Genomic DNA, 24,269 nt, shown 5'->3' with positions numbered 1-24,269 from the left:
GCTGACACGGCGTGAGCATAGGATCCGATGGTTCACGGAGCATCGATCCCGGCGGAGGCGCCCACCCATGTCCGATCAGCGCGTTGTCATCGTGACCGGCGGCGGTACCGGCATCGGGGCGGCCACCGCCCGGCTGCTGCGGGCCGAGGGCTGCCGCGTGGTGGTCTCCGGGCGGCGGTCCGAACCGCTGGAGCGGGTGGCCCGGGAGACCGGCGCGCTCGCCCGGGTGTCGGACACCACCGACCCGGACGACGTGCACGTCCTGGTGGAGGAGACCGTCTCCGCCTTCGGCCGGCTGGACGGGGTGGTGCTCAACGCCGGTGTCGGCCGGGGCGGTTCGGTCGGCGACGTCACCCTGGACGACTGGGAGCTGGTGATGCGCACCAACCTCACCGGTCCCTTCCTCGTACTGCGGGCCGCCCTGCCCCACCTGCTGCGGTCGCGGGGATCCGTGGTGGCGGTCTCCTCGGTCTCCGCGCTGCGCAACGGGGTCGGGAACGCGGCCTACGCCACCTCGAAGGCCGCGCTGCTGCAGCTCTGCCGCTCGCTCGCCGTCGACTACGGCCACCGCGGGCTGCGGGCCAACACCGTCTGCCCCAGCTGGGTGCGCACGGAGATGGCCGACCGCCGGATGGCCCGCTTCGCGGACGAGGAGGGGCTGGCCGACGCCGACGCGGCGTACCGGGAGGCGACCCGGCTGACGCCGACCGGCCGGCCGGGCGAGCCCGAGGAGGTGGCCGCGGCGATCGGCTGGCTGCTGTCCGCGGCGGCGAGCTACGTCAACGGCGCGGTCCTCACCGTGGACGGCGGGGTCACCGCCCTCGACCCGGGCACCACGGCCTTCGACTTCCGGCTGGAGCCGCGGCACGGCGCCTGACACCGCCCGGGCTCGTCCGACCGCGCGAGCCGGTCGCCCTGCTGGTCGGCGCTCCGCACGCCCTGTCGAACCCGCCGTCCGGGCACGGGGCCCGCTGCCCGCCCTGCTGCGGCTGCGGGACGCCGCCCTCCCGCTCTGCTCGGGCTCCCGGGGCCCCGGACCCGGACGACACGATCCGGACGGGGCTCGGCGACCTCGCCGCGCCGCAGCCGGGCGGCGGCCTGCTCCGTCCGGTGCGGGCCGCGGTGGCCGCCCGGGCCGCTCCGGCCTGTCCGGTTCCTGGTGCGACGGGGCACCGGCGGCGAACCCGGCCCGGGACGGCAGGCATGAAACGACCGATCCGGGTCAGACGAGGCACGCACCGCGCCCGTTCGTCGTCGACAAGGAGCCGTAGCGTGAGCGACATCTCCCACCTGCCCGGCACACCGGAGCACCGTTGGAACCGGCCGCAGCACGCCGCGTGCCGGAGCGCCGACGGCAGGCGCCTCTTCCAGCGCGTGGGCGCCGCCGACGCGGGCCACGGCGAGGCCGAGGAAGCGGCCAAGGCCCTCTGCGGTGACTGCCCGGTGCGGATCGAGTGCCGCCGCCACGCCCTCGCCGCGCGTGAGCCGTTCGGCGTCTGGGGCGGGCTGGGCGCGGAGGAACGCCACGCCCTCTTCGTCCACGACCGGACGGTCGTCCGCCCGGCCGCCTGACGTCCCGGGCTTCCTGACCTCCCGGGGTCGGTCGCACCGCCGGACGGCTCCGCAGCCCTGGAGCCGGGACCGATCCCCCAGCCCGGCCGGCCGAGGCCATGCCGCGGCCGGCCGGGCACCGGCAGCCCCGCACACGCGGGCGGCGGTCAGCCGCGCCGGACGGCCAGCTCGATCTCGCGGGCGGTCCCGTCCCCCGGCGCGGGGAGGTGGTGGCCGGTGGGCTCGAAGCCGGTCTTCCGGTACATCGCCCCGGCCCGGCCGTTGGCCTCGTGGACGAAGAGCCGCACCCGCTCGACGCGCGGCTCGGCGAGCGACCAGGACCAGTCCAGGGCGGCCTCGAAGAGCCCCTGCGCGACGCCGCTGCCGCGCGCCTCGGACCGCACGAAGACGCCGACGACATGGGTCTGCGCCTGCTCCGGGACATCACCGAAGAAGGTCGCCGTACCGGCGTGCTCGACCAGCACCGAGACGGTGCCGAGCCAGCGCCCGTCGGCCGCCTCCGCGACGAACTGCCGCGCGGCGACGCCCTCGGCCGCACCGGCGGCGCGCTCCTGCCAGAACTCGTCCGGCTGGGCGGCCGCCTTCTCGTAGCTGTCGTGGAAGGCGATGGGCGCCGCCGGATCGAGCAGGGCGTCCAGCCGGAGCTGCTTGATCTTCGGCCAGTCCTCGGCGTCCACCGCCCTGATGATGTGCTTCATGCGCATGATCATCCCACCGCCACCGGCCGGCCCCGCAGCGGGGGGAGCCGGCCGCCCGAACGGCGGGACGAAGGCCAGCAGCTCGGCGACGAGCAGCAGGTCCCCTCCCCGGAGGCGAGCGGCGCGCTGCGAGCGGCGAGCGGCGAGCGGCGAGCGGCGCGCTGCGAGCGGCGAGCGGCGAGCGGCGAGCGGCGAAGGAGTGGACACCCCGAGTGGATCTTCGAGGCTTCCGGGCCGGTTCCCGCGATCCGCGTTGCCGGGGCCGCCCGGGGCGGGGCGGCGGACCTCGGGCACCCGCCCCGCCGGTGCGGTCAGCGGCCGAGCACGGCGTCCGCGGCCTGGCCCGCCTGGGCCTGCTCGATGCGCTTGGCCAACAGGACGGCGAGGCGCTGCGCCGTCGCGGTGTCCACCGGGCCGTCCTCGGTGGTCACGGTGGCGACCACGGTGCCGGCCCGCATCACGACCGCGATGCCGTCCCGGCCGCCGGGCTCGCCCTGCCAGGCCCGGCTCTCGGTGCCGATGGCGGGCAGTTCCACGGCGTGGTAGCGGGCGGCGTCGCCGTAGGCCGCGTACGCCGCCTTGAGCTTGTCCTGGGCGGCCGCCTTGGTCGGCAGGGTGTCGACGAGGAAGCGCGCGACCACGTCGCCGGAGCTGAACCTCGCCTCGCCGCTGAGCGGCTTGCCGTTGCAGGCCGCGGGGTTCTGGCAGTCCGCGGAGTGGTCGGTGAGGTCGACCCGCCGCTTCTCCTGCTCCCAGCCGGTCATCGCGGCCTGGTCCGGCATCAGCTGCAGGACGGCCCGGTAGTCGAGCAGCGGCGTCGCGGCGTCGCTCCAGACGGGCATCGGGACGGTGCCGGCCGCCGGGCCGCCACCGGGCGCGGCGGTACCGCCGGACGGCGCCGCGCCGGGCGCCGGGGCACCGCCGGCGGCCGCACCGGGCGAGGCGCCCGCGCCGCCGGTGGAGGCCTGCGGCGACGCGGTGCCCGCTCCCGCGCTCGCCTCCGCGCTCGCACCGGCACCGGCCGTCGCCGTGCCCCGGCCGGCCGCCGCGGCGCCGTCGCCCGAGGCCTTCGAACCGCTGGAGCCGCAGGCCGTCAGGACCCCCAGCAGCACCCCGGCCGTAGCCACCGTCATCGTGCGACCGACCAACTTCACAGCACTCTCCCTCGTACCCCGGTGTCCGTGGACCGCCAAGGAACCATAGCCCCGACCTCCCCGGCTCCGTCCCGCCCCTCCCCCTTCGCCGGTCGGGGCCCGTTCTGCGGGCTCCCGCGCCCGGCTGCGCCCGGGCCCAGCCGCGGATACGCTGACGCCGACCCCCGCCGTCAGCGCCTGAGGCTCCCATGAACCACTCGTTGGTCCGCTCCGCCGTCCCGCGGCTCGCCGGCTCGGCCATCCTCGGAGCGGTCCTCGGAACGGTCGTCGCCGTCCTGACGGGCGTGCCGCTGGGCGTCCTCACCGGCATCGCCGGAGCGGAGACGGCCTTCGTCGTGGCGGGGTGGATCGTCCTGTGGCCGATGGACGCCGCCGCCACCCGCCGCAACGTCCGGCGCGAGGAGTTCCGGCCCGCCCTGGAGGAGTTCGCCGTCGTCACCGCCGCGCTGTGCGGACTGGTCGGCATCGTGCTGCTGTTCCTGGCCAGCCGCTCCGACCTGAGCCGGGCCGCGGCCGCGACGGCCCTCTGCGGCGTGTTCACGGCCTGGGCGGCGCTCCACCTGATGTACGCCACCCGCTACGCGTACATCTACTACGGGAGCCCCGGCGGCGGGATCGACTTCAACACCGATGTCCCGCCCCGGTACAGCGACTTCCTGTACTTCAGCTACAACCTCGGCATGACGTACCAGGTCTCCGACACCAGCGTCTCCAGTACCGGACTGCGGGCGGTCGTGCTGCGGCACTGCCTGCTGTCCTACGTCTTCGGCGCCAGCATCCTGGCCACCACCATCAACCTCGTCGCCGACATCGCCACCGGCCGCTGAACCGCCGCCCGGCCCGGCTCCGGACGGCCTTCGGACGGCCGCCGGGTCAGTGCCCGGCCGGGGCCAGCAGGGCGTCCGCGAGCGCGGTGCGGGCGTAGAGGACGGAGCGGCCGCTGCGGTGCGCGGTCACCAGGCCGGCGTTGCGCAGGGCCGTCAGGTGCTGGGAGACGCCGGCCGCGGACAGGCCGGACCGCTGGGCGAGCCGGGTGGTCGACGCGGGCGTGTCCAGCTCGGTCAGCAGCATCGTGCGGGAGCGGCCCAGTACGGCGGCCACCGCGTCCGGGGAGGTGGTGGCCCGGGGCTCCCAGAGGTTGCCGATCCCGCGCGCCGGATAGGCGAGCTGCGGTGGCTCAGGCGCCACCGACCGGGTCAGCACCTTCGGCCAGGCGAAGGCGGAGGGCACCAGGAGCAGCCCGGAACCGACCTGGTCACGGGTCAGCGCGCAGTGCCGGCGGACCAGCCGCAGGGTGCCGTCGTCCCACCGGACGGAGTCGTGCAGCTCGTTGAGCACGTGGGCCGAGCCGTGCTCCGCCACCTGCCGCGCCCGGTGGAACACATCGGCTTCGAGCAACCGCCGGATCCGCTCCCAGTAGGGCGCGAGGGCGAGCTCCCAGTAGGCCTCGACCTCCGCGGCGACCTTCGCCAACGCCTCCTCCGGATCCTCGGACAGGATCCGGAACCGGGCAGGCGCCCCCTCGTCGCGCTCGGCGGCCAGCATCCCGAGCTCGACCCGCACCCGCTCGGGCGCGGTCCGCCGGATCGCCTCCAGCTCGGTGGCGAGCGTGGGGAACGGGCCGGCCGGAGTCGGATTGAGGAAGTCCGCGAGGTAGCCGTCGACGGGCACGAGCTCCGCCAACCACCCCCGGTCGAGCCCCGCCCGCACCAGCCGCGGCCGGACCTGATCGGCCCACCGCCGGTACAACGGCTGCCCGTCCGCCCGCCGCAGCAGCCGGAAGCTGGTGACGACCTCCCACATCGGCGACACCGCGAACCGCGTCTGCGCCAGGTCCGCCGCGGAGAAACTCAGCCCCGACTGCATCCGCCCCACCCTCCCTCGCCCTCCGCCCGAGCCTAATCGACGGGGCCCGGAGCATCGACGAACTCGCCCTCGAACCGACCTCCTTGCTGCCCTCCCGGCGTCGACCGCCTGCGGGAGGACTCGCGGGAGACGCTGCCCGGGTCGGGCATCTGCATCATCCGGCCGGGCACCGGGGCGCGGGCCGTGACCATGGTCTGACCAGGTCCGGCCGGGCAGGCTGGATCTGGATGCGACCAGGGGGGCGGGGGCGTCGGGCCTGGGACTCGGGCGGCGGTCGACCCTTCCGTCACCCCGGCCCCGGCCCGTACCGCCACGCCCCGGGCCGCACCGCGTCGACCGGTCGCAGGTACGCCCTGGTCCGGTGCCCGATCCTCAGCCCGGCCGCTTGGCCATGATGACCACGCCCGGTCCGACGTGCTCGTCCGCGGGGAGCCGGAGTTCGGCGACCGGGCGCAGTCCGGCCTGCTCGATCAGGTGAGTGAGCGGCTCGGGCCGCCACTTGTGGGTCGTCCAGCGGACGGGGACGCCTCCGTAGGCCTCGGTGCGCAGCGCGTCCTCGTCGCCGACATGGGTCGCGGTGATGAAGTGTCCGCCCGGCACCAGGGCGCGCGCGAACATGGCGAGGACCTGGGGAAGGACGTCACGCGGGAGGTTGAACAGTGACCACCAGCCGAGCAGGCCGCCGTAGGAGGCGTCGGCGAGGTCCAGGTCGGTGGCAGAGCTGACGCCGAACCGGCACTGTGGGTGGAGGCGGCGCGCGTTCTCGATCATGCGAGGGGAGAGATCGACGCCGGACACGTCGAGGCCGCGCTCGGCGAGGTAGGCGGTCACCGTTCCGGGCCCGCAGCCGACGTCGAGCACGGGCCCGAGGCCGCTCACGGTGTCGGCGAAGGCGTCGATCGACGCCTTGAGCCACGGGTGGGTCCGGATGTCGCCGATCCCCGTGGTCGCCACCATGTGGGCGTAGTTGTCGGCCACGCGGTCATAGGACTCGCGGACCACGTCGAGATCGGACGGTCGGTCGCTGGGGTGAGCGCGCATCAGCCAACGATAGGCCTGTGCGACGCTCTGCCGCCGGGCTCTTGTGGCCGTGGTCGCCGCTTCCCCGGGGGACCAAGCCTGCCGGCTCGGCCGCGGTGACCCGGGCCGGCGGGCATCGGGGCGTGCCCTGACGGCCTGTTGATCGTTGCTTGATTGGTCCGTCACCAACACCCCGTCGGCCGAGACGCGTACGGGACGTGACGCCGGAACGCCCGTGGCGAGGACGGGCCGACGGGTGGCGGCGGTGCGCCGGGACCGCCGGCGCACCGCGAGTCGAGAGAGGGAGCACCTGTGCGTATCACCGACCTGGCCCGCTGCGAGGCCCGTCCGGGGCGTGTCATGGAATGGACCCTCCACCCGTCCACCATCGACGCCGCCACGGCCCTGGCGGACGACCTCCGCCCGCTCTCCCACCTCCAGCAGTCGCACCTGCGCACCGCGCGGACCGTACGCGACAACGGCCTGACCATGCCGACCTGGATCGGCACCCGGTTCAGCCTGCCCGGCCCGGCGGACCCGGCCGTGCTGGAGGCCACCCTGCTCGACTGGACCCTGCGCCACGAGACGCTGCGCAGCGGATTCCGCCGCCGGACCGAGGGCGTCCGCCGGTTCACGATCGGCGCCGGTTCGGTGGCCCTGCACCGGCACGAGGCAGGGGTGTTCGACCGGGCGGAGGAGCTGGTCACCTACCTGCAGAACCGTTTCGACGCCGCGACGAACGCGCTCGAATGGCCGAACTACATCTACGCGGCCGTCCTGCGCGAGGACGGCACGGACGTCTACCTCGCCTTCGACCACAGCAATGTGGACGCGTACTCGCTGTTCCGCATCCCCGCCGAGGTCCACGAGCTCTACGACACCCGCCGGGGCGGCGGCGAACCGCGAGCGGTCGAGGTCGGAAGCTACCTCGACTTCTGCGAACTCGAATGCGCGCACGCGGAGCAGGTCGACGAGATCCACTCGGCGGTCGCCCGCTGGCGGGAGTTCATCGCCGGCTGCGACGACCGGCTGCCGAGGTTCCCGCTCGACCTCGGTCTGGAGCCGGAGGAGCCGATGCCCGCCCAACGGCTGATGACCGAGATGCTGGTGGGCGAGGAGCACGCCGCCGGGTTCGAGCGGTACTGCCGCCCCTTCGGGGGCACGCTGGCCGGCATCCTGGCCGCCAGCGCGCTGATCGCCCGGGACCTCGGCGGGCACGACGTGTACCGGACGGTGGTGCCGTTCCACACCAGGGCGGCCTCCCAGTGGCAGGACTCGCTGGGCTGGTACGTCGGCGTCGTACCCATCGAGATCCCCGCGGCCGACGCCCCCGACTTCCGGAGCGCGCTGGCGATGGCACGCTCCGAGCTGCACGCGAACCGCCGGCTCGCCCGCACCCCGCTGGCCCGGATCCTGCACCTGCTCGGCTCGGACTTCCGTCCGACCTCGCCCGACCTGCACTCGCTCATGTCGTTCGTCGACGCCAGGGCCGTCCCCGGAGCCGAGCGCTGGACCGAGCAGAACGCCTGCGCGACGGTCCGGGTCTCCCACGGCGACCAGGCCTGCGTCTGGATCACCCGACTCCACGAGGGTCTGCACCTCGCCTGCCGCCACCCCGACACCACCGTCGCCGCCCAGTCCCTGCGCGCCTACGCGGACGCGCTGCGCGACACCGTCGTACGGGTCGCCGAGGACGGCGGCGACCTCGTGCCGGGGAGGAAGCACGCACGGGTGGACGCCCTCACTCCCCTGCCGGCCTGAGTGGCCCGAGCGGCCTGAGCGGCCTGAGTGACGGGGGCGACCTGAGTGACGGGGCGGCGGCCGCGTTGGGGGCCGGCCCCGACCGGCGGTCCTCGCGTTCACCCGGTTCCGGTGGACGAGATCGGCCGGATCGGACGGTTGGACGGCTGGTCCATCGCGGGGCATCGCCCCGGTCAGTAATAGCCCTTGGTGCCGTCGAGGAGCTCCCGGACGATGTCGGCGTGGCCGGCGTGGCGCCCGGTCTCCTCGACGAGGTGGATCAGCATCCAGCGGAGGTTGGCGCCACCGGAGCGGAAGCCGGGGTGACGGCCGACGTCGTCCAGGGAGGCCGCGGCGACGATCTCGTTGCTCCGGGCGCACTGGGCCTCGTACTCCGCGAGCAGCTCGGCCAGGGAGCGGTCGCCGGGCTGCCAGTCGGCGTCCTCGCCCGACTCGGCGAACGACGGGTTCTGCTTCTCGTCGCCGCCGAGGAACAGGACCTCCAGCCAGGTGTGCTCGGTCCAGCGCATATGGGTGATGAGGCCGGCCATCGTCATGGCCGGTGAACTCGGGAGGACGGAGCGACGAGCGTCCTCCTCCGTCAGCCCCTCGCACTTCCAGCGAAGGATCTGCCGCTGCAGGTCCAACCAGCCGATGAGCGCGGTACGTTCGTCGGCCTGAAGCGGGGGGCGTTCCAGTTCGGGTGTCATATCGGCGCAGGCTACCGGCCTGCCCGGGGCCCTGGCACCTGGTTTTCCGGACGGCCGGCGTCGAACGGCCGGCGTCGGCCGGGCGGTGTCGGCCGGTCGGTCGAGCGACTCGCCCACGGGCGGGTGACGCGGGGTGGCGGACGGGCGCGCCGCTGCTAGAAGTCCGGAAGCGGAGAAGCTCCACGTGACGGATCGAGGCAGCAGTGAACTCCCTTGCCGAGGCAAGCCTCCGGCTGGATGCCGAGCCGGTCGACTACGTCCTGCTCGCCGTCTACTTCGCCTTGGTGCTGGGCATCGGCTCGCTCGCCCGCAGGTCGGTCTCCTCCAGTCTGGACTTCTTCCTGGCCGGCCGGTCGCTGCCCGCCTGGATCACCGGCCTGGCGTTCATCTCGGCCAACCTCGGGGCGGTGGAGATCTTCGGGATGACCGCCAACGGCGCGCAGTTCGGCATCCCGACCGTGCACTACTACTGGATCGGCGCGATCCCGGCCATGGTCTTCCTCGGCCTGGTCATGATGCCGTTCTACTACGGGTCCAAGGTGCGCAGCGTCCCGGAGTTCCTGCGGTTGCGGTTCGGCCGCTTCGCGCACCTGGTGAACGCGCTCAGCTTCGCGCTCGCCCAGGTGCTGATCGCCGGGGTCAACCTGTACGCGCTCAGCACGGTGGTCAACGCCCTGCTGGGCTGGCCGCTGTGGTCCTCCGTCCTGGTGGCGGCGCTGATCGTGCTGGCGTACACGACGCTGGGCGGGCTCTCGGCCGCGGTGTACAACGAGGTGATGCAGTTCTTCCTGATCGTCGCCATGCTGGTGCCGATCACCCTGGTCGGGCTGCACCGGGTGGGCGGCTGGGACGGGCTGAGCGACCGGATCCGGGCGGTGAACGCCGACGCGGCGGAGCAGTTGAACGCCTGGCCGGCCAGCAACCTGACCGGGATCGCCAACGCCACCCTGTCCGTGCTGGGCATCGTGTTCGGCCTCGGGTTCGTGCTGTCGTTCGGCTACTGGACGACGAACTTCGCCGAGGTGCAGCGCGCGCTGGCGGCGAGGAACATGTCGGCGGCCCGGCGCACGCCGCTGATCGGCGCGTACCCGAAGGCGCTGATCGCGCTGGTCATCGTGATCCCGGGGATGCTGGCCGCGGTCCTCTCGCCGGAGCTGGCGCGGTACAAGGCGGCGGGCGGCACGTCGACCGAGGGCGTCACGTACAACAACGCGATCGAACTGCTCATCCGCGACCTGCTGCCCAACGGCATGCTGGGGGTGGCGATCACCGGGCTGCTGGCGGCCTTCATGGCGGGCATGGCGGCCAACGTGAGCTCGTTCAACACGGTGTTCACCTACGACCTCTGGCAGGCGTACGTGGTCAGGGGCCGGTCGGACGCGTACTACCTGCGGGTGGGCCGGACGGTCACCGTGCTCGGCTGCGCGATCGCGGTCGGCACCGCGTTCATCGCCAGTGGCTACAACAACATCATGGACTACCTCCAGACGCTGTTCTCGTTCTTCAACGCCCCGCTGTTCGCCACCTTCATCCTGGGGATGTTCTGGAAGCGGACGACGCCGCTCGCGGGCGGGATCGGGCTGATCGTCGGAACGGCGGCCGCCGTGACGGTGGACCAGCTCGTCCGCCGCGACGTGCTGCACCTGGCGGGTCAGGGGCCCAGCTTCGTCGCGGCGAGCGCCGCCTTCGTCCTGGACATCGCGGTCAGCGTCGCGGTCTCGCTGGCCACCCGGCCCAAGCCGGACAGCGAACTGGTCGGCCTGGTCTGGTCGCTGACGCCCAGGGACCGGATCAAGGAGGGCGACACCGCCGAGGACGCGGGCTGGTACCGCAGCCCGGCGCTGCTCGGGGCCGGGGCCCTGCTGCTCGCCACCGTACTCAACGTGATCTTCTGGTGAGAGGAGCGAGGACATGACGGATCCGACGACGGGGGCGGCCGGGCCGGCGGCCGTGAAGGCCGGGATCTTCGACCTGCGCCTGATCCTCGCGCTGCTCTTCTGCATCTACGGCACCGTGCTGACCGTGCTGGGCGCCACCGCCACCTCGCAGGCCGACCTCGACCGGGCGGGCGGCGCGAACGTGAACCTCTGGGTGGGCGTCGGCATGCTGGTCGGGGCGGCGCTCTTCGCCGGCTGGGCGAGGCTGCGGCCGGTCCGGCTGCCGCCGGGAGCGGCGGAGCCGACGGGCTCCACGACGGGCTCCACGGGGCCGGAGCAGTAGGGCCGCCGCGGCTCCGGGGTGGGGCGGCCGGTCGTGGCGGACACCCGTCCTCCGGCAGCGGTGCCACCACCGGGCGGCGGTGTCACCACCAGGCCGGGCGCTGCCAGGGTTCCACGGTCACCCGGCCGACCGGGAGGATCACGGCGTTGCGCTGAGCGCGGCCAGGCCTCCCGGGCCGGCCTCGGGCGGTGCCGTCCCCCCGCTCCTCCGGTCGGCCGATGCCCCGGGGCCCGGTGGGTCCGGGGGGCTCAGACAGCGTCGAACGGTTCGTCGCTCCACCTGAACCAGGCGCGGCCGTCGCTGATGTGCAGGAGGAACTCCGCGACCGGACCTGACGGGGCCAGCAGCGTCAGGGCGGCCGCGATCCGGTCGTAGGAGTCGTCGAACCGCTCGAACTCCTCCGCCTCCACCAGAGCCAGCGACTCGTCGAACCACGGCTTCACCGCCCCGAACGTCGGCGCCGGCGCGAAGCGCCCGTGCAACCAGGGGAACTCGCTCTCGTCGATCACGATCTCGCCGAGCAGTTCCTCCTGGCGCATCAGACGCCAGACCTCCCCCACGAATCCCACTGCGCCGGTTCCCCATCCCTGTCTCGACCTCGCCGGCAGCCTCTCACCCGGCACGGACAACGGGACTCCGGAACGCGATGGCTGAGCTTCCCGTCGCGACCGGCCGATCAGCGGGAGCTCCGGCGATCACCGTGGCCGATGCCGGTGGCCTTCCTCGGCGATCCACTGGGCGAGGGCGGCCAGGGTGGCCTCGGTGCTGTCCGCCATGCGGTCGCGCAGCGCGACGAGGTCGCCGCGGGTGCCGCCCAGTACCGGTTCTAGGCGCAGGAGTTGCCAGGACTGCTGGACGACGGTCCCGCGCCGCGCCCCCGTCGAACTCGTCGCCGTCTACCGCGCCCGGTACCCACGGGCCACCGACGGCGAACTGCGCTCCGCCGTCCTGGGCGACGCGTTGTTCGGCAACGGCACCCGCCGCCTCGCGGACGCCCGCGCCACGGTTTCCGCCCCGGGCGGTGGGCGCACCTACGCCTACGAGTTCGCCTGGCGCTCGAACGCCCTGCACGGCCGACTGGGCGCCACCCACACCGTGGAGCTGCCCTTCGTCTTCCACGCCGCCCACCTGCCACAACTCCACGGGCCGCGCGCACTGCTGGGCACCGGCAGCCCGCCCGCCCACCTGGCGCGGCGGGATGCACGCGGCCTGGACCTCCTTTCGCCCGCACCGGCGACCCGGGCTGGGCCCCGTACGACACCGAGCGGCGCGCCACCATGCGCATCGCCCGGGAGTGGACCCTCACCCACGACCCCCGCGCCGCAGAACGCCGGGCCTGGCGCCACTGACCGGTGGCACTCGCAGGTCGGTACGGGCCGGCCCGGGTCGGCCTGCGGGGCTCTGCCACCTCACTCGATATCACTCGATTCCGAGGGGTCCGACGCCCAGGTCCTCACGCATGAGGCGACGCATCCGCGCCATGGCCTCGCGTCGCCGCGCTATCAGGGGCGCGTCGTCGGCCGAGCCGACCGCCGCTCCCCGGGCGTAGGCGTCGCTGATCGCCCGCAGGCTGTGGAACGCTTCGTTCCCGGCTTCCACGACCGGCGACGGGCCCACGAGCCACAGGCGTTCGCTCGCCGTGTAGATGCCGGTGCGCCGCACCGCCTCCCGCACGGCCGCGTCGCGGGCCGAATCTGACATGTGGTCGCCCAGGGCGACGGCCCGGATCTCCTCGCCCGCGGCCTTGAGCGCGGAGACGTACTCCGTGTAGACCTCGCGCCGCACGTCCAGCGCATGCCTGGCCTCCTCCCGCCGCCACCGGTTGCGGTCGGCGATCAGCGTGGCGGCGATGCCGATGACGGCACCGGTCAGTGTGGAGAGCAGAGGCGTCCAGTCCATGGGCCCCAGCTTGTCCAAACCGCTGCGCCGGTACCAGTGCCTTTCGCTGCGAACGTCCCGGGGCCGGCCACACGGGAGCCTTCCGCGCGACGGGAGGGACCGGATCCGGGACAGCCCCGCGGGCCTCGGGGCCGGGTGCGCGCGGTACTTCAGCGGCCGGGGACGACGATGCCCTGGGTGGACGGCCCACCTTGTGCCGAGCCGTGCCGTGTCCGCGGCCAACCCGGGTTGTCCGCTGGTCACCTGGGCCGCAGCCGAATCCGGTGGATGGACAATCGGACATGCCTGCACTGTGGGCTTCACCAGGCCATCGGACAACGTGTCGAGGCCCGCGACGGGACACCCCGGGGCCTCCGGCACGGAGACGGTCCCCCGGCAGTCCCGACCCCAGACACCCGCGGCACTCGAAGGAGCTCGCCATGCTCAAGAAGCACCTCGCGGCGGTACTCGCGGCCACGGTCCTCGCCGGAGGCTTCGTCGGCCTCTCCGCCGGCGCGGCCCACGCCTACCCCCGGGTCAACAAGTGCGGGAGCGCGTACGACTTCAAGCAGAGCTGGGACATCACCGACAACGCCCAAGGGAGTGTGGTGGTCGGCTTCATCGACATCTACTACAACAGCGGGAACGGGTTCAACTGTGCGATCGCCCGCGGGAAGGACGGGGCCGTCACCGGTCACCACGACATCCGGGTCGCGATACGACGTTCCGGAACGAGCGACTGGATCCAGGACGGCGCCGGGAGCAACTACTCCAGCTACGCGGGCCCGGTCTACACGTATGCCAAGGGGGCCTGCGTCGACTTCGTCGGCGGGCTGATGTACAACGAGTTCGCAGGTCAAGGGGCATCCGGCTACAGCTCCAAGCACTGCGGCTGATGCGAGGAGGACGTTCAGCGGCGGGGGGTCCCGAGCGCCGGGGCCCGGCAGCCGGAATAGTCCGAGCAGGGCCGAGGCTGGGCTGATCATGAGTGAGATTCTTGTGACGGGCGCGACCGGCAACGTCGGCCGACACGTTGTTGCTCGGCTCCTGGCCGCGGGCGCCGGGGTGCGGGCGCTGGCGCGTGATCCCGAAACGGCCGGGCTGCCGGAGGGAGTGCAGGTCGTCAGCGGGGACCTGTCCGCGCCGGCCACGCTCGATGTGGCGCTGGAGGGGACCAGCGCAGTGTTCCTGGTCTGGCCCTTCCTGACGACCGAGGGCGCGCCCGCCGTACTGGAGGCACTTGCACGACGCACCGGGCGCATCGTCTATCTCTCGTCGTCGGGCGTCAACGAGGCGGCCGAGCGGCAGACCGATCCGATCAACCAGCTCCACGCCGACATGGAGCGCATGATCGGGGAATCCGGCCTGGAGTGGACGTTCCTGCGGTCGAACACCATCGCGTCCAACGCGCGAGGGTGGGGCGAGCAGGTCCGCGCCACGCGCACCGTTCGCGGTCCGGGTATCGCCGCTACCGCGGTGATCCACGAGGACGACATCGCGGCTGTGGCGGTTCCTGTCCTGACCGGTGACGGGCACGTGGGCGCGAGGCTTGTCCTGACGGGTCCGCAGGTACTGAGCAGGGCCGAACAGGTCCATGCGATCGGGGAGGCCATCGGCCGCCCGGTGGCGTTCGAGGAAGTCCCCGTAGAGGTCGCGCGACGGCAGATGCTCGCTGACGGCAGGCCACCCGCACTCGTCGAGGCGCTGTTGGCCGGCGCAGAGACCCGGCCCGCATCGAACGTGATCACCTCCACCGTGGAGGAGATCACCGGAGTTCCCGCGCGCACGTTCCGCACCTGGGCGGAGGAGCACGCGGAGGAGTTCCGCTAGGTTCGCCGTGCGGATCCAGGACACCGGCCGCCCCTCACCCAGCCCCAGGCCCCGGCGATCCTCGGCCGCCGGGGCCTCGTCGCACTGCCAGGATGGTCCGCATGAACGTCGAGCTGTCCAGCCGGATCCGGGTGCGAGCCGCGGACGCCACGGACTTGCCGGCCCTCGTCGCCGTCGACGCGATCGCGGCCGCCGGCGACGAAGCGCGGGCCCGGAGCATTCGTCGCTGGTTGGACCAGGGATCCGTCAGCGTCGCCGAAGATCCGTCAGGCATCCTGGGCTACGGCGTTCTGGAGTACACGTTCTTCGAACAGGGCTTCGTGACCATGGTGACGGTCTCGCCGGGCGCACGCCGACGGGGCGTCGGCGCCCGCCTCCTCCGGGCCGTCGAAGCAAGCTGCTCCACGCCGAAGCTGTTCACCTCGACGAACGTCTCGAACCATCCCATGCAGCTGCTGTTGCGGCAGCTCGGCTGGCACCCGGCCGGCCTGGTCCACGGCCTCGACGAGGCGGACCCCGAACTGTTCTACCTCTGCCCGCCCGAGCGACTCCGGCCACGCTAGAGCGGACTCGGCCCGCACCGGCGGGTCGGACCGCGCACCGGTGCGCTTCCCGCGTCACGCTGGTCTCCACGCCGGACACCCACGACGGAAGGCTGGCCATGCGGAAGCTGATCTACGGCATGAACCTGACCCTGGACGGCTACGTCACCGCCGCCGGGGACGACATCGGCTGGAGCGGACCGCCGAGCGACGAGCTGTTCCAGTGGTGGCTCGACCAGGAGCGGGCGAGTGGCCTGACCCTGTACGGGCGCAAGCTGTGGGAGACGATGAGCTCCTACTGGCCGACCGGCGACGAGCAGCCCGACGCCACCCCGGGGGAGATCGCGTTCGCGCGGAACTGGCGGGACACACCGAAGGTGGTGTTCTCCTCGACGATGACGGCCGAGGAGGTCGACTGGAACACCCGCCTGGTCACCGGCGACGCGATCGCCGAGATCACCCGGCTCAAGGCCGAGGACGGCGGCCCGATGACCATCGGCGGCGCGACGCTCGCCGGGGCGGCCATGCGCGCCGGGCTGATCGACGAGTACGCGATCGCCACCTATCCGGTCCTGGTGGGCGGCGGGACACCGTTCTTCACCGCGCTGGACAGCTGGGTGGACCTGAACCTGGTGGAGACGCGGACGTTCCCCGGCGGCGTGGTCATGACCAGGTACGAGACCAGGCGCTGAGCAGCGGCAGGTACCGGGGCGCGCGGGCTGCGGCGGGCGCCCCCGTTCGGGCCGGTGGCGACCGCCCGGTCCCGTCGACGAAGCGTGGCGCGGTCAGGGGTGGGGCCGACCGGCCGACGTGCCGTTCACCCGGCGGACACCGCCGTCGCCGGTGGGGGCGTCGTGGTCGCGGTCCTTGCGGGTGGGGGCGAGCAGGTCGAGCAGTGCGCTGATGCTGAGCCCGGCCTCGGCGGGGTGTCTGAGCAGAGTGCCGGAGGCGATGCTGTAGTGGGTGCGTCGCCCGGCGCGGTCGCGGGTCAGGTAGCCGGCCTGGTCGAGGTCGGTCACGATCGCCTGGACGGCGCGCTCGGTCAGCTGGACCTCCACGGCGATGTCCCGCAGCCGGATGCCGGGGTCGCGGGCGATCGCGGCCAGCACGCGGGCGTGGTTGGTCACGAACGTCCAGCTTGTTCTCGCCGTGGGTTCCTCGTGTGCCATACCCCCTACCGTAAGACGAAAGATTCAGATTTCGCTACACATGAATCGAACTTCGGGTATCTCTTGACGTGAATGTGGCTGCGGGCCACGCTGGAAGGGTCTCAGCCCGCCCCTTCCCTCCCAAGGACCCGGCCATGACCGAAGATCCGTCCGCTACCGGCGCCGCAGGGTGCTCCGCCGTGCAGCCGCCGTCCGTACCGCGGCGCCTGACCGGCGGCCCGGACCTCGCGGTCACCGCCGGAGCACACCGCACCCTGGTCCAGGTGGCCGGGGAGATCGACATGGACAGCGCGGACGGCATGCGCGAGACCCTGGAACAACTGCTCCACCAGAGCGGCACCGGCCTCGACCTCGACACCTCCGCCGTCACGTTCTGCGACAGCTACGGGCTCAACATGCTCCTGCGCCTGCGCCTGACCGCCCTGCGTGCCAAACGCCGCCTCACGATCACCGACCCGGGCCCCCGTCTGGAGCGGCTCCTGGCCCTCACCGAGACCACCGCCCTGTTCACCCTCGACGGCCACCCCGACGGGGCCACACCGCCCGGCGGCACCCGCCCGGCCGACGCCAAAACCGGCCTCCACACCAAACCCGTCCACACCACCGGCCTCCTCAACGACACCCCGGCCGAGACCCCCGGCCCCACCCTCGAGGGGAAGCACCTGCCATGACCACCCCCGCCCCGGCCACCGGCCGCGCCCGCGGCGTGGTCCGCCGGCTCACCGCGCCCGCCCCCGCACCGATCCGCGCCGGAGCCGCACGCCGGCTCCCGGCCGTCGCCGAACGGCCCGGCCTCGCCGGCCTGGCCGACCTGGCCGACCTGGCCGACCAGCACAACAGCTTCGACCGGCGAGGCAGTGCGCCGTGAGGGACGTCACCCGCTACGCCATCGCCGTCCGCGGCCCGAACGGCACGACACGCACCGTCATCGTGCACCGCACCGACCGCCTCGGACCGGCCCACGAACCCGTCTACGAGGACACCACCGGCGGATTCCGCTTCCAGATCAACGGCTCGACCGCCGAAGTCCTCGCCCTGCCCACCGGCTACGGCACCGCCCACCCGTGCCTGGAAGCCGTCCCGATGCCCTGACCCGCCCTACCGGCGGGGCCCATTCCGGGCCGTCGCGGATGCCCGGCCCGCTCAGGCCGTCAAGATTTCTCCGCCGATCGTTCGAGTGCGGTGGATTTCCCGGAATCCACCCGCCCGGCCGAGCCGCTCTGCCATGCTCGGCCCGACATCATCGGACTCCGGGTAACCGGTGTCTCACGCAGGGTCAACACAGGTCGGAGTGGGCAGTGCAGTACACGATCAGTGCGACGGCGTTCCTCGCGATCACCATCTTCGTCCGGCTCCGGCGCCCCACCCATTCCCGCAGCCGCGTCGACGAGGGCTTCACCGTCTTCACCGCCGTCGTGTTCGGTGTCCTGATCGCCACCACGGCCTGGGGGCAGGCGATCCTCCAGCTCGTCGGCATCGCCGTCCAGGCCACCCACTGACCCGGGGGGCGGGAGCGGACCCCGACTTTCGAGGGGCCGCCCGGTCCGGGATGCGATGACCTGGAGGTGGGGGTCAGCATGGAGGAACGGCCCTGGCCCAGGCTGGCCGCCGGGTCGGCAGTGCCCGGCGGCTCGACGTCCCGAAAAGCCGTCTCCCCGCAGGAGTGGCCCATGAACGACTACCCCCCGATCGCGAACCACGGCTTGGTGGGAGACCTGCAGACCGCGGCGCTGATCGCCTCTGACGGGACCGTGGACTGGTGGTGCACGCCCCGGTTCGACTCGCCCAGCCTGTTCGCGTCGCTGCTCGACAGCGACCGCGGCGGCCACTGCCGCCTCGCCGCCGACCTCGGGGAGGGCGCCACGGTGCGCCAGCTCTACCTGCCGGACACGCCTATCCTGATCACCCGGTTCCTGGCCGAGGAGGGCGTCGGCGAGGTCATCGACTTCATGGAACCCATCGCCTCCGACGCGCCGGCCGCACGGCACCGGCTGATCCGGGTCGCCCGAGTGGTCCGCGGCAGCCTGCCCTTCGAGCTGATCTGCCGGCCCCGCTTCGACTACGGCCGCGCTGCGCACACCCTCGACCGCCTCGACGACGGAAGCGCCGTCTTCCACGGTCCCGACGGCGACCTGCACATCCAGGCGACCGAGCAGATCACGCTGCACGCCGACGGCCACGACGTCTCCGCGCGCTTCACCCTGAACGCCGGCGAGAGCGCCGCGGTCGTCCTCACCAGCGAGTCCGGCGAGCCGGGCGCCCGTGGCGGGCACCCGGGCGGGCCACCGCCGACCGTCGAGGAGGTGACCGCGGCGTTCGACGCCTGCCGGGACTTCTGGCTCGGCTGGCTGCGCTCCTGCCGTTACAAGGGCCGCTGGCACGAGATGGTCGTCCGCTCCGCGATCACCCTCAAGCTGCTCACCTACGCCCCGACGGGCGCCCCGATCGCGGCGCCCACCATGGGCCTTCCCGAGCAGATCGGCGGCGAGCGCAACTGGGACTACCGCTACACCTGGGTCCGGGACGCGTCGCTGTCGGTGCGCGCGCTGATCGACCTCGGCTTCACCGACGAGGCCGACGCCTTCCGGCGGTGGATGCGCGAGCGGCTGGAGGCCGGCGGCACCGCCTCCGGCGAGCCGCTGCAGATCATGTACCGCGTCGACGGGGAGCCCCACCTGACCGAGGAGGCCCTCGACCACCTGGAGGGCTACCGGCGCTCCGCCCCCGTGCGGGCCGGCAACGCCGCGGCCGACCAGATCCAGCTCGACATCTACGGCGAGGCGGCCTACGCCCTGGCCCAGAGCGAGGACATCGGCGGCATCCGCGGCTGGCGGGTGTTCGCCGATCTCATCGACTGGCTGTGCGACCACTGGGACCGCCCGGACGAGGGCATCTGGGAGACCCGCGGCGGACAGAAGAACTTCACCTACAGCCGGCTGATGACCTGGGTCGCCTTCGACCGGGCGATCCGACTGGCCACCACGCACTCCCGCCCCGCCGACCTCGCCCGCTGGCGCGAAGCCCGCGACACCGTCTTCCGGCAGATCACCGAGCGCGGCTGGAGCGAGAACCGCCGGGCCTTCGTCCAGCACTACGACAGCGAGGTGCTCGACGCCTCCCTGCTCCTCATGCCCCGCGTCGGATTCCTGTCGCCCACCGACCCGGACTGGCTCAGCACGCTGGACGCGATGACCGACGAACTCGTCAGCGACAGCCTGGTCTACCGCTACGACCCGGCGGCCTCGCCCGACGGCCTCCAGGGGTCGGAGGGCACATTCAGCCTGTGCAGCTTCCTGTACGTCGAGGCCCTCGCCCGCTCCGGCCGCGTCCACCAGGCCCGCTACGCCTTCGACAAGATGCTCACCTACGCCAACCACGTCGGCCTGTTCGCCGAGGAGATCGGCCCGTCCGGCGAGCAACTCGGCAACTTCCCGCAGGCGTTCACCCATCTCGCGCTGGTGGCAGCGGCCATCGCCCTCGACAAGGAGCTCGACCGCGCCGAACAGCAGCCGGGCGCCTGATCCTCCCGCCGTGAGAAGAGGCCGACCGCCGTGAGAAGAGGCCGATCGTGACCGAGGATCCCGCAGCCGGCGAGCAGCGCCGTCCGGGCCGGCCGGGCGCCGGGTTCCGCATGCTGGCGCCGCTCGCGCTGGCGCAGTTCATCTGCAGCTTCGCCGGCTCCAACATGAACGTGATGATCAACGACATCAGCCGCGACCTGGACACCACCGTCCAGGGCGTGCAGGTCGCGATCACCGTGTTCCTGCTCGTCATGGCCGCCCTGATGATCCCGGGCGGCAAGGCGACCGACCGGTTCGGCCGCAAGCGCTGCTTCCTCGCCGGCCTCGCCGTCTACGGGGTCGGCGCGATCCTCAGCGCGGTGTCCCCGGGGCTGGGCGTGCTGATCCTCGGCAACTCCCTCCTCGAAGGCGTCGGCACGGCCCTGCTCATCCCCCCGGTCTACATCCTGACCACCCTGCTGTACCCCGATCTGACCTCCCGGGCCCGCGCGTTCGGGGTCATCATGGCCGCCGGCGGCGTCGGGGCGGCAGCGGGCCCGCTGATCGGCGGCCTGATCACCTCCGCGATCAGCTGGCGCGCGGCGTTCGTCTTCCAGGCCGTGGTGATCGCGCTGATCATCCTGCTGAGCCGCACCCTCGTCGACCCGCTGCCCCCCGACCCCGACCGCCACTTCGATGTCCGGGGCGCCGTGCTGTCCGCGGGCGGGCTGGTCCTGATCGTCATGGGCATCCTGGCCGCCGACAACAACCTGTGGCTCGCCGGCGGCCTGATCGCCGCCGGAGCCCTCGTCCTGGCCTGGTTCCTGCACTGGATCCGCAGCGAGGAACGCGCCGGAGTGGAACCGCTGCTGTCGACCGCGCTCTTCCGCGACCGCACCTCGAACCTCGGCCTCGTCACGCAGAACGCCCAGTGGCTGCTGCTCATGGGCACCTCGTTCACCGTCGCCACCTACCTCCAGGTGGTCCGCGGCTACGACGCCATCGAGACCGGCGTCATCTTCACCGCCGCCACCGTCGGGGTGCTCGCCACCTCGCTCGCCGCCGAACGCCTCGCCGAGCGCTTCGCGCAGCGGACCCTCATCATCACCGGGTTCGCCCTCGCCGTCTGCGGCATCGCCGTCCTGCTCGCCCTGGTCGCCGGCAGCCCCAGCGCCTGGGCGTTCGCCCCCGGCCTGCTGCTGATCGGCCTGGGCCTCGGCGTCATGCTCACCCCCTCCGTGAACGTGGTCCAGTCCGCCTTCCCGGAGGACCAGCAGGGCGAGATCTCCGGCCTGTCCCGGAGCGTCTCCAACCTCGGCTCCACCTTCGGCACCGCCATCGCCGGCACCATCCTGATCGCGAACCTCACCAAGAACGCCTACGCCGCCGCGATGGCCACCCTCGCCCTCGCCGCCCTCCTCGGCCTCGCCACCGCCACCCGCCTCCCCCGCACCACCCCGACCGCCCCACCCCAGGACGCCGCCCGGCCCCGGCCGTGACGCGGCGGGGCTGCGGCCCCTGCGGGAGCAGGCCTGGCCCGGCTCTCCTGAGGCCGGGCCCGCGCGCTACTTGACCAGCACACCGCGCCGGCGGGGCCGGGCAGCGGCTGGGACCTGTACGGGTAACGGCACTCCTCCTTGTCCCACCTCGGTGGGCAGGGCGCGTCCGAGCTGATGCCGATGGCCAAGTCCCGGCACCGGAAGCCGGGACGCCCGCGGGGTTCGCCGCCGGGCCCGGGCGTTCAGCCCTGCCGGCCTGTTTCGACGATCTTCATGACGAACGGCGTGGAGTTGTTGCCGAGGTGGAGGATGTCGTCGGTGCTGCTGACGCTGACCCGTCCGCCGGTCAGATTCCCGAGAGGAGCATCCTCGGAGACCCTGACCGGGATGAGTGCGCTGGCACTGTCGTCCACGTTGAGGCCAGCCGGGAAGACGCACCGGACGGTCCAGACGCCGAGCAGGCCCTGCGTCGCCTGGCAGTCCTCAGGGAAGTAGGGCTCCTCGGGTGTCACTTGGCGCGGCAGGCGGACGCTGACGGTGAAGCTGTTCGCGGTCTTCTGGGGGCCTCTGTTGGCGACGAAACCGTGCACCGTCGTCGAACCGCCCGGCGTAGCCGGGTCCGGGTCGAGCCGAACCACTTCCAGGTCGGAATTCGACGGCAGGGCCGCCTGGGCCGTCGTCACGGGGACCAGGGCGGCCATGAAGGCCGCTCCGACTACCAGGGCCAGGCGCCCGGTCCTGATGCGGGGAGCTCTCGTACGAGTCACTTCCGCTTTCCTTCCATCAGGGTGGAGAGTGCGGGCGCAGCCGTGCGGCTGCGCCCGGTATCCATCGTCTGCGGGGCGGCGGGCTTCCGCGCGGCCTGCGGTTCGTGCTCACTCCATCGAGTGAGAGGGCGGCTCCTGGCCTGCACTGGCGCTCATCCGGAACCGGGGCCCTGACGGCCACACGGTCCCGGTCCTGCGGCCTCCCCGACGACCGCCACACGATCCGCTGTAGCTGCTGGCCTTCCTGGTCCGTGAGTCTGCGAACCCTGACCGGCTCCGCCACCGGACCCCTTCCGAGCTGAACGTCTCACGACGTCCAACCGGCCCAGGGCCTGCTGGCGCTAACCCGGTGAACCTCTGCGGGCACAGGACTAGCATGCCTCTCCGGCGAGTTCACTCATGATCGTCAACAGGGGAGAGTCCGCGTGGAGTTCAGGACGCGCGGGTGCGACGTGGAGCGAAGGACGGACGATGGCGTACGAGGTCGTTGCTGAGCAGATCCGGATCGAGGCGGCCGCGGGGGCGCCGCCGATGGGGGCCTACCTCGCACGGCCCGCCGAGCCGGGGGACCACCCCGTCGTACTCGTCGGGGCCGAGCTGTGGGGGGTGACGGAGGCCGTCCGGAAGACGGTGCGGGACGTCGCCGCGCTCGGCTTCGTCGCTGTCGCGCCCGACCTCTACTACCGTGCGGGCGAGGAGGGGACGGCCGCCGGCATGGCGCAGAGCCCTGAGAACCGTACCCGGGCCTTCGCATTGCTCGACGGGTTCGCCCGGGACGAGGCGGAGGCGGATCTGCGGGCCGCCGTCGCGCACGCCCGGCAGTACGCGGGGGCTTCGACGCGTACCGCCATGATCGGCTTCAGCCTCGGCGGGCACATCGCGTACTTCGCGGCGACCCGCCTCGAACTGGACGCCGTGGTGGCCTACTTCCCCGGCTGGCTGACGACCTCGGGCACGGCGCTGAGCCGCCCGGCCCCGCTCGCCGAGGACACCCCGGCCATCGCCCGGGTGGGCACGCGCGTGCTGCTGTTCTTCGCGGGCCGGGACCATGTGATCGGCGCCGCCGAGCGCGAGGAGGTCGTCGCGGGTCTCGCCTCGGCGGGCGTTCCGCACGAGGTGGTCGTCTACCCCGAGGCGCAGCACGCCTTCTTCTTCCCGGGCCACCCGCCGTACGACAAGGAGTCCGCCGAGGACTCGTGGCGCAGGGCGGGGGCGTTCCTGGAGGGTGTGTGACCGCCTGCCGGCATCCCCACACGCCCCCGCACCATGTCCTCGCCGCGCGGCGCCTCCGGCAAGGGCGCGAGCCCGCTCCCCGCGTTGTCGGCGGCGTGTGCCAGGCTGGGCCCGACCCACCTGAGGAGGAGCAGCATCATGCACAGGCCGAGCCGGCCCGAGGATCTGGACCACGGTGACCGGGTCTGGGCGAGGGCCGTCGCCTTCGCCCTCCTGGAGGCCGCCCACGGCAACCCCGAGGGCTACTGGCTGGACGAGCACGGGGTGTGGTGCGACGCGACGGGCGGCTCCTACTGGTGGCGCGTCACGCGGTGCGAGGGCGGCGGCGTCGTCTTCTGCGGGCAGGACTCCGACGGCAGCCGGACCCACGTCGACGGCCGGCAGATCGACTTCCTCGCCGGCGGTCCGTCGTGGCTGCCCTGGGAGGCGCTGCGCGAGGACGCCGAGGGGAACCTGTTCGGCTTCGTCTACTGGTGGCAGGCCGGGGCCTGGCACCGCATCCCCTACCCGGAGTCGCTCGACGACGACGGACTGTCCGGCGCCGCCGGGTGGTTGGGCTCGGAGGCGGAGTTCGCCGACGAGGCGGCCGAGCTCGCCGCCGTCCGGCCCGCGGACGCGGCGGCGTTCACCGATGCGCTCGCCCGGTTCGTCCGGCACGCCGAGGCGCGCACCGTGGACGCCGCGGTGGTGGCGGATCTGCTGGCAGCGGCCGGTCCGGAGCACGAGGACCGCCGTCCGCTCCTGCTGAAGCCGGCGCTGGACGTCGCCGAGCGGGCCGGGATCACCCGGCCCGCCGGGCTCGGCTGATCTCCCCGGCCGGGGCCACGGCCGACGTGAGCGGGGCCGCCGCCGGGAACCACCCGGCCGCGGC

Annotated in this window: 27 protein-coding genes and 1 pseudogene; 19 read left to right on the top strand and 9 right to left on the bottom strand. The window is 73.1% G+C overall.

The genetic code is table 11. From position 1 onward, the window contains the following. Positions 1-67: 67 nt before the first annotated feature. A complete protein-coding gene (locus ABT263_RS05375) occupies positions 68-877 on the top strand; it encodes an SDR family NAD(P)-dependent oxidoreductase (RefSeq protein WP_352287808.1) in 810 nt (269 codons plus the stop codon). Between the two features lie 395 nt (positions 878-1,272). Next, on the top strand, positions 1,273-1,572 hold the full coding sequence (locus tag ABT263_RS05370) for a WhiB family transcriptional regulator (protein WP_352287806.1): 300 nt from the start codon (positions 1,273-1,275) through the stop codon (positions 1,570-1,572). A 146-nt stretch (positions 1,573-1,718) separates the two neighbouring features. Here the strand turns inward: ABT263_RS05370 and ABT263_RS05365 are convergent, their stop codons facing one another. Beyond that, the gene (locus ABT263_RS05365; RefSeq protein WP_352287803.1) at positions 1,719-2,477 is read right to left on the bottom strand and encodes a GNAT family N-acetyltransferase; all 759 of its coding nucleotides are present in this window, start codon (positions 2,475-2,477) and stop codon (positions 1,719-1,721) included. Between the two features lie 104 nt (positions 2,478-2,581). Next, positions 2,582-3,424 carry a hypothetical protein gene (locus ABT263_RS05360; protein ID WP_352287801.1) on the bottom strand — a complete coding sequence of 281 codons (843 nt, stop codon included), beginning with the start codon at positions 3,422-3,424 and terminating at the stop codon, positions 2,582-2,584. Between the two features lie 188 nt (positions 3,425-3,612). Here ABT263_RS05360 and ABT263_RS05355 point away from each other — a divergent pair, with 188 nt between their 5' ends. Beyond that, positions 3,613-4,251 carry a DUF1345 domain-containing protein gene (locus tag ABT263_RS05355; RefSeq protein WP_352287799.1) on the top strand — a complete coding sequence of 213 codons (639 nt, stop codon included), beginning with the start codon at positions 3,613-3,615 and terminating at the stop codon, positions 4,249-4,251. 46 nt (positions 4,252-4,297) lie between these two features. On the opposite strand, the gene ABT263_RS05350 is transcribed toward ABT263_RS05355, so the two are convergent. After that, positions 4,298-5,290: an ArsR/SmtB family transcription factor gene (locus tag ABT263_RS05350; protein ID WP_352287796.1), complete on the bottom strand. Its 993-nt coding sequence runs from the start codon at positions 5,288-5,290 to the stop codon at positions 4,298-4,300. A gap of 372 nt (positions 5,291-5,662) precedes the next feature. Beyond that, positions 5,663-6,331, bottom strand: coding sequence for a class I SAM-dependent methyltransferase (locus ABT263_RS05345; RefSeq protein WP_352287794.1), 669 nt, complete (start codon positions 6,329-6,331; stop codon positions 5,663-5,665). Positions 6,332-6,622: 291 nt separating this feature from the next. Between ABT263_RS05345 and ABT263_RS05340 the strand changes: the two genes are divergently transcribed. Beyond that, positions 6,623-8,071: a condensation domain-containing protein gene (locus ABT263_RS05340; RefSeq protein WP_352287791.1), complete on the top strand. Its 1,449-nt coding sequence runs from the start codon at positions 6,623-6,625 to the stop codon at positions 8,069-8,071. A 173-nt stretch (positions 8,072-8,244) separates the two neighbouring features. Here the strand turns inward: ABT263_RS05340 and ABT263_RS05335 are convergent, their stop codons facing one another. Then, positions 8,245-8,760: a DinB family protein gene (locus tag ABT263_RS05335; protein WP_352287788.1), complete on the bottom strand. Its 516-nt coding sequence runs from the start codon at positions 8,758-8,760 to the stop codon at positions 8,245-8,247. A 203-nt stretch (positions 8,761-8,963) separates the two neighbouring features. Here ABT263_RS05335 and ABT263_RS05330 point away from each other — a divergent pair, with 203 nt between their 5' ends. Both ABT263_RS05330 and ABT263_RS05325 read left to right on the top strand, forming a co-directional pair. Then, the gene (locus tag ABT263_RS05330) at positions 8,964-10,658 is read left to right on the top strand and encodes a sodium:solute symporter family protein (RefSeq protein WP_352287786.1); all 1,695 of its coding nucleotides are present in this window, start codon (positions 8,964-8,966) and stop codon (positions 10,656-10,658) included. A 13-nt stretch (positions 10,659-10,671) separates the two neighbouring features. After that, positions 10,672-10,980, top strand: a complete 309-nt coding sequence (locus ABT263_RS05325; protein ID WP_352287783.1) for a hypothetical protein — start codon at positions 10,672-10,674, stop codon at positions 10,978-10,980. 248 nt (positions 10,981-11,228) lie between these two features. On the opposite strand, the gene ABT263_RS05320 is transcribed toward ABT263_RS05325, so the two are convergent. After that, positions 11,229-11,549, bottom strand: coding sequence for a hypothetical protein (locus ABT263_RS05320; RefSeq protein ID WP_352287781.1), 321 nt, complete (start codon positions 11,547-11,549; stop codon positions 11,229-11,231). A 307-nt stretch (positions 11,550-11,856) separates the two neighbouring features. On the opposite strand from ABT263_RS05320, the pseudogene ABT263_RS38865 reads away from it, so the two are divergent. Next, a pseudogene (locus tag ABT263_RS38865) lies at positions 11,857-12,329 on the top strand (carboxylesterase family protein); the annotation flags it as partial. A 70-nt stretch (positions 12,330-12,399) separates the two neighbouring features. Here ABT263_RS38865 and ABT263_RS05315 read toward each other — a convergent pair. Then, complete coding sequence (locus tag ABT263_RS05315) at positions 12,400-12,879, bottom strand: hypothetical protein (RefSeq protein ID WP_352287779.1); 480 nt, start codon at positions 12,877-12,879, stop codon at positions 12,400-12,402. 419 nt (positions 12,880-13,298) lie between these two features. On the opposite strand from ABT263_RS05315, the gene ABT263_RS05310 reads away from it, so the two are divergent. The 4 genes from ABT263_RS05310 to ABT263_RS05295 all read left to right on the top strand — a co-directional run bounded on the left by ABT263_RS05310 (position 13,299) and on the right by ABT263_RS05295 (position 15,922). Further along, positions 13,299-13,754, top strand: a complete 456-nt coding sequence (locus ABT263_RS05310) for a hypothetical protein (RefSeq protein ID WP_352287776.1) — start codon at positions 13,299-13,301, stop codon at positions 13,752-13,754. 88 nt (positions 13,755-13,842) lie between these two features. Further along, on the top strand, positions 13,843-14,688 hold the full coding sequence (locus ABT263_RS05305; RefSeq protein ID WP_352287773.1) for an NAD(P)H-binding protein: 846 nt from the start codon (positions 13,843-13,845) through the stop codon (positions 14,686-14,688). 101 nt (positions 14,689-14,789) lie between these two features. Then, a complete protein-coding gene (locus ABT263_RS05300; RefSeq protein ID WP_352287771.1) occupies positions 14,790-15,251 on the top strand; it encodes a GNAT family N-acetyltransferase in 462 nt (153 codons plus the stop codon). A 98-nt stretch (positions 15,252-15,349) separates the two neighbouring features. After that, entirely contained in the window at positions 15,350-15,922 is a 573-nt protein-coding gene (locus ABT263_RS05295) for a dihydrofolate reductase family protein (protein ID WP_329485761.1), read from the top strand. Positions 15,923-16,015: 93 nt separating this feature from the next. Here ABT263_RS05295 and ABT263_RS05290 read toward each other — a convergent pair whose 3' ends face one another. Beyond that, positions 16,016-16,399, bottom strand: coding sequence for a MarR family transcriptional regulator (locus ABT263_RS05290; protein ID WP_352287769.1), 384 nt, complete (start codon positions 16,397-16,399; stop codon positions 16,016-16,018). A 134-nt stretch (positions 16,400-16,533) separates the two neighbouring features. On the opposite strand from ABT263_RS05290, the gene ABT263_RS05285 reads away from it, so the two are divergent. The 6 genes from ABT263_RS05285 (at position 16,534) to ABT263_RS05260 (ending at position 21,398) form a co-directional block, all read left to right on the top strand. Next, positions 16,534-17,070 carry an STAS domain-containing protein gene (locus ABT263_RS05285; RefSeq protein ID WP_352287768.1) on the top strand — a complete coding sequence of 179 codons (537 nt, stop codon included), beginning with the start codon at positions 16,534-16,536 and terminating at the stop codon, positions 17,068-17,070. Then, positions 17,067-17,267: a hypothetical protein gene (locus ABT263_RS05280; protein WP_352287765.1), complete on the top strand. Its 201-nt coding sequence runs from the start codon at positions 17,067-17,069 to the stop codon at positions 17,265-17,267. Before ABT263_RS05285 ends, ABT263_RS05280 begins: the two co-directional genes overlap by 4 nt. After that, positions 17,264-17,491 (top strand): DUF6296 family protein, encoded by a 228-nt coding sequence (locus tag ABT263_RS05275; protein WP_352287763.1) that lies wholly within the window; start codon positions 17,264-17,266, stop codon positions 17,489-17,491. Before ABT263_RS05280 ends, ABT263_RS05275 begins: the two co-directional genes overlap by 4 nt. Positions 17,492-17,697: 206 nt before the next feature. After that, positions 17,698-17,898, top strand: coding sequence for a hypothetical protein (locus tag ABT263_RS05270; protein ID WP_352287760.1), 201 nt, complete (start codon positions 17,698-17,700; stop codon positions 17,896-17,898). Between the two features lie 171 nt (positions 17,899-18,069). Continuing rightward, positions 18,070-19,920 (top strand): glycoside hydrolase family 15 protein, encoded by a 1,851-nt coding sequence (locus ABT263_RS05265; RefSeq protein WP_352287758.1) that lies wholly within the window; start codon positions 18,070-18,072, stop codon positions 19,918-19,920. A gap of 110 nt (positions 19,921-20,030) precedes the next feature. Then, complete coding sequence (locus ABT263_RS05260; protein ID WP_502885761.1) at positions 20,031-21,398, top strand: MFS transporter; 1,368 nt, start codon at positions 20,031-20,033, stop codon at positions 21,396-21,398. A 242-nt stretch (positions 21,399-21,640) separates the two neighbouring features. Here the strand turns inward: ABT263_RS05260 and ABT263_RS05250 are convergent, their stop codons facing one another. Continuing rightward, the gene (locus tag ABT263_RS05250) at positions 21,641-22,099 is read right to left on the bottom strand and encodes a hypothetical protein (protein ID WP_352287755.1); all 459 of its coding nucleotides are present in this window, start codon (positions 22,097-22,099) and stop codon (positions 21,641-21,643) included. Positions 22,100-22,636: 537 nt separating this feature from the next. Between ABT263_RS05250 and ABT263_RS05245 the strand changes: the two genes are divergently transcribed. Both ABT263_RS05245 and ABT263_RS05240 read left to right on the top strand, forming a co-directional pair. Then, positions 22,637-23,398, top strand: a complete 762-nt coding sequence (locus tag ABT263_RS05245) for a dienelactone hydrolase family protein (RefSeq protein ID WP_352287753.1) — start codon at positions 22,637-22,639, stop codon at positions 23,396-23,398. A gap of 138 nt (positions 23,399-23,536) precedes the next feature. Continuing rightward, positions 23,537-24,205, top strand: a complete 669-nt coding sequence (locus ABT263_RS05240) for a hypothetical protein (protein WP_329485771.1) — start codon at positions 23,537-23,539, stop codon at positions 24,203-24,205. The last annotated feature ends 64 nt before the right edge of the window (positions 24,206-24,269 follow it).

The organism is Kitasatospora sp. NPDC001603, assembly GCF_040298365.1.
Classification (GTDB): Bacteria; Actinomycetota; Actinomycetes; order Streptomycetales; family Streptomycetaceae; genus Kitasatospora.
Note: the sequence above shows the minus strand (reverse complement) of the source record. Positions and strands in the feature narration are given on the sequence as shown.

What these genes read in the sequence shown, in the direction of transcription:
- ABT263_RS05375 (WP_352287808.1), top strand. Translation starts at nt 68, where the DNA reads ATGTCCGATCAGCGCGTTGTCATCGTGACCGGCGGCGGTACCGGCATC.
- ABT263_RS05355 (WP_352287799.1), top strand. Translation starts at nt 3,613, where the DNA reads ATGAACCACTCGTTGGTCCGCTCCGCCGTCCCGCGGCTCGCCGGCTCG.
- ABT263_RS05350 (WP_352287796.1), bottom strand. Translation starts at nt 5,290, where the DNA reads ATGCAGTCGGGGCTGAGTTTCTCCGCGGCGGACCTGGCGCAGACGCGG.
- ABT263_RS05345 (WP_352287794.1), bottom strand. Translation starts at nt 6,331, where the DNA reads ATGCGCGCTCACCCCAGCGACCGACCGTCCGATCTCGACGTGGTCCGC.
- ABT263_RS05335 (WP_352287788.1), bottom strand. Translation starts at nt 8,760, where the DNA reads ATGACACCCGAACTGGAACGCCCCCCGCTTCAGGCCGACGAACGTACC.
- ABT263_RS05325 (WP_352287783.1), top strand. Translation starts at nt 10,672, where the DNA reads ATGACGGATCCGACGACGGGGGCGGCCGGGCCGGCGGCCGTGAAGGCC.
- ABT263_RS05315 (WP_352287779.1), bottom strand. Translation starts at nt 12,879, where the DNA reads ATGGACTGGACGCCTCTGCTCTCCACACTGACCGGTGCCGTCATCGGC.
- ABT263_RS05310 (WP_352287776.1), top strand. Translation starts at nt 13,299, where the DNA reads ATGCTCAAGAAGCACCTCGCGGCGGTACTCGCGGCCACGGTCCTCGCC.
- ABT263_RS05305 (WP_352287773.1), top strand. Translation starts at nt 13,843, where the DNA reads ATGAGTGAGATTCTTGTGACGGGCGCGACCGGCAACGTCGGCCGACAC.
- ABT263_RS05300 (WP_352287771.1), top strand. Translation starts at nt 14,790, where the DNA reads ATGAACGTCGAGCTGTCCAGCCGGATCCGGGTGCGAGCCGCGGACGCC.
- ABT263_RS05295 (WP_329485761.1), top strand. Translation starts at nt 15,350, where the DNA reads ATGCGGAAGCTGATCTACGGCATGAACCTGACCCTGGACGGCTACGTC.
- ABT263_RS05290 (WP_352287769.1), bottom strand. Translation starts at nt 16,399, where the DNA reads ATGGCACACGAGGAACCCACGGCGAGAACAAGCTGGACGTTCGTGACC.
- ABT263_RS05285 (WP_352287768.1), top strand. Translation starts at nt 16,534, where the DNA reads ATGACCGAAGATCCGTCCGCTACCGGCGCCGCAGGGTGCTCCGCCGTG.
- ABT263_RS05280 (WP_352287765.1), top strand. Translation starts at nt 17,067, where the DNA reads ATGACCACCCCCGCCCCGGCCACCGGCCGCGCCCGCGGCGTGGTCCGC.
- ABT263_RS05265 (WP_352287758.1), top strand. Translation starts at nt 18,070, where the DNA reads ATGAACGACTACCCCCCGATCGCGAACCACGGCTTGGTGGGAGACCTG.
- ABT263_RS05260 (WP_502885761.1), top strand. Translation starts at nt 20,031, where the DNA reads ATGCTGGCGCCGCTCGCGCTGGCGCAGTTCATCTGCAGCTTCGCCGGC.
- ABT263_RS05250 (WP_352287755.1), bottom strand. Translation starts at nt 22,099, where the DNA reads ATGGCCGCCCTGGTCCCCGTGACGACGGCCCAGGCGGCCCTGCCGTCG.
- ABT263_RS05245 (WP_352287753.1), top strand. Translation starts at nt 22,637, where the DNA reads ATGGCGTACGAGGTCGTTGCTGAGCAGATCCGGATCGAGGCGGCCGCG.
- ABT263_RS05240 (WP_329485771.1), top strand. Translation starts at nt 23,537, where the DNA reads ATGCACAGGCCGAGCCGGCCCGAGGATCTGGACCACGGTGACCGGGTC.